At 65.3% G+C, this 2,146-nt stretch carries 3 protein-coding genes and 1 pseudogene; 3 read left to right on the top strand and 1 reads right to left on the bottom strand.

Annotated features, from left to right (window positions below; translation table 11 throughout):
• Positions 1–95: 95 nt before the first annotated feature.
• Positions 96–551 carry a MarR family transcriptional regulator gene (locus tag ACWCQ6_RS36980; protein ID WP_451096855.1) on the bottom strand — a complete coding sequence of 152 codons (456 nt, stop codon included), beginning with the start codon at positions 549–551 and terminating at the stop codon, positions 96–98.
• Positions 552–895: 344 nt separating this feature from the next.
• Between ACWCQ6_RS36980 and ACWCQ6_RS36975 the strand changes: the two genes are divergently transcribed.
• From ACWCQ6_RS36975 to ACWCQ6_RS36965, 3 genes and pseudogenes are all read left to right on the top strand, one after another.
• Positions 896–1,024: a hypothetical protein gene (locus ACWCQ6_RS36975; protein ID WP_451096853.1), complete on the top strand. Its 129-nt coding sequence runs from the start codon at positions 896–898 to the stop codon at positions 1,022–1,024.
• A gap of 53 nt (positions 1,025–1,077) precedes the next feature.
• A complete protein-coding gene (locus ACWCQ6_RS36970; protein ID WP_451096851.1) occupies positions 1,078–1,941 on the top strand; it encodes a hypothetical protein in 864 nt (287 codons plus the stop codon).
• A gap of 111 nt (positions 1,942–2,052) precedes the next feature.
• Positions 2,053–2,146: pseudogene (locus ACWCQ6_RS36965) on the top strand (DUF5682 family protein); the annotation flags it as partial.

The following is a 2,146-nucleotide window of genomic DNA, read 5'->3' as shown; positions in this document are numbered from 1 at the left end:
ACATCCTCAGCCGAAGGCCGCCCGCACGTGCGGCAGTTACCACTCCGAGTGATCAAGTACGAGGAGCCGTTCGGACCCCGAGGTTAAAGATCAAGCTAGGGGAGGTCGCTATTGCCTCCGAGGTTGGCGATCATCCGGCGGAGCACGTTCAGGGTGGTGACGTAGTCGGCGGTCTCCACGCCGTTGTGCATCTGCTCGTGAACCTTGAGGTTGCGGGCCTTTGCGCGCTGTCGTCCCTCTTCGCCGGCTTCGGTGAGGGTGAGGCAGCCGCCTGTCTCCGCGATCCAGCCGCGGGAGGCGAGGTTGGCGTAGACAGCCTCGAATTCGGTGTCCTGACGGTCGAAGGGGGAGAGCTTGGCGGTGAGGGAGACGCGGGTCCACTGCTCGGGGGCGCCTGCGACGTGGTTGAGGATCCACCAATGCGGTTGCGTGAGCCCCTCCACGGCGAGGGCGGCACGGATGCTGCCGACGATGGTCTCGTTTGCGACCCCGCTCCAATAACCGATGGGCTGGGCGGCTAGCCGGTCCGGTGAGTACTCCATGATCGTCATGCCAGGAGCCTAAAACCTCAAGCAGGGTTGAGGTCAACAGTCGATATCCGGTCCTGACATCAACGGCGGTGGTGATCGTGCATCTCGATGGTTCCCGCGTGGAGCCAACAGGGCCAGTCAGCATCCGGGAATTCACCGCCTCTCAAGCTCGGTTACATCTTCCTCGGCACGGTTACCGACACTGTTCAGGCCATCTGGCTCCGCACGTCACAGTCACGGCTGCCCCTGCATCCGCAGTCAGTTCGAGCGTGATCGCCCGGACAGTCCCTAGTCAGCCACTCCCGCGCTGCGGGGGAACCTCAAGGCGCCACGGCCTTCCGGCCCGAGCAGCCCGCAACACGGCCATGATCGAGGCCATCGCCGACATCCCACCGATCGTGATGGCAGACCTGTTCGGTATCCAGCCCCACACCGCCAACCGCTGGGCACAGATGGTCAGCGAAAGCTGGTCCCACTACCTCACCAGCCCCTAGATCACGCCTTCACCGGACCGGGCAGCACTTTTGTGCCCACGTCTTGCTCAGGGGTGGCAGAACTCTGCCCGTGCACCGCCAGCGAATGGCCATCGCGGGGAGCCAGCACATCCCCATCTGTGATGATCGCTCCGGTTGACGAGGAGGACATGATGGGTGACTGGGAAGAAGAGCCAACGGGCCAGCACCGCCTGGACGGAGGTGGTGTCCGGTTCCGGACCGGCGATGTGCTGACGCTCGAATGCCCACTCACAGAGACCACAGTCGCTTCGGTCTCTCGCTTCTACGTGTCCGTACGGTGGCCGTGGAACGACGTCGATCCGGAGGCGCACAGCTTCTGCTGGAACGGCGAGACCGCGCTGCCCACCCCGGAGGCCTTCGACTGGGACCGTACCTACTTCCGTACCGTGCCGGCGGAAACAGACATGAAGGCCGGCGACACCTGCCTTGTGGGAATCGCGCCGACGGTGGTGCATGTCGCGTCCGTCCACCACTTCGATCCCCCTCTGGTGACCGGCATGCTGCCCCGCCCAGCCTGCTACCTCGAAATCCTGCGGCAGGGCGAAGCCCACGATCCCGAGCTCGAGGACCAGGGATATGCCCTTGACCCGGTCGGCGGTGAACCGATTCGCATCGAGTTGCTGTTCCGCCCCTACGCCTTCCTCGAGGCAGGCGACGAAATCGTTGACCATGACGGGCATGCCTGGCGGTTCGACGGCCCCTGGGACTGGCATCTCTTCGACGGCCAGCAGCCCGACATCCCGGCCTGGCCACTGGAGCTCCTCTCCCGCAACGGCGATCCGACACCCGAGGACACTGCGACGGTCGCCCAGCAGACAGGGACAGGCAGCCACGAAGAGGAGCTGCAACGTTGGGCCCGTCTCGCTCTCGCCAGGCCAGCCTCCAACCAGCCGTAGTCGAACCAGGCCCGAAAGCCCACCCCCCGCTTCCTTCAGTGGTGGCATGCGCACCTACCGGTGTCGCTGAATTGCGCACGCTGCAAATACCGACCCTTCACCAGTGCCGTCGCCGATGTGGGCCATCTCGCCGACGCCCTGCCCGCGCTCGCCCGCACCCTGCGCTACGGCGACGTGCGCTCCACGGACACCGCGGCACTCGGCG

Source organism: Streptomyces sp. NPDC001880, from assembly GCF_053594575.1.
This window is presented reverse-complemented; position numbering and strand designations above follow the sequence as displayed.

Excerpts from the sequence above, each read along its gene's own strand:
- ACWCQ6_RS36975 (WP_451096853.1), top strand. The coding sequence starts at position 896 with ATGATCGAGGCCATCGCCGACATCCCACCGATCGTGATGGCAGACCTG.
- ACWCQ6_RS36980 (WP_451096855.1), bottom strand. The coding sequence starts at position 551 with ATGACGATCATGGAGTACTCACCGGACCGGCTAGCCGCCCAGCCCATC.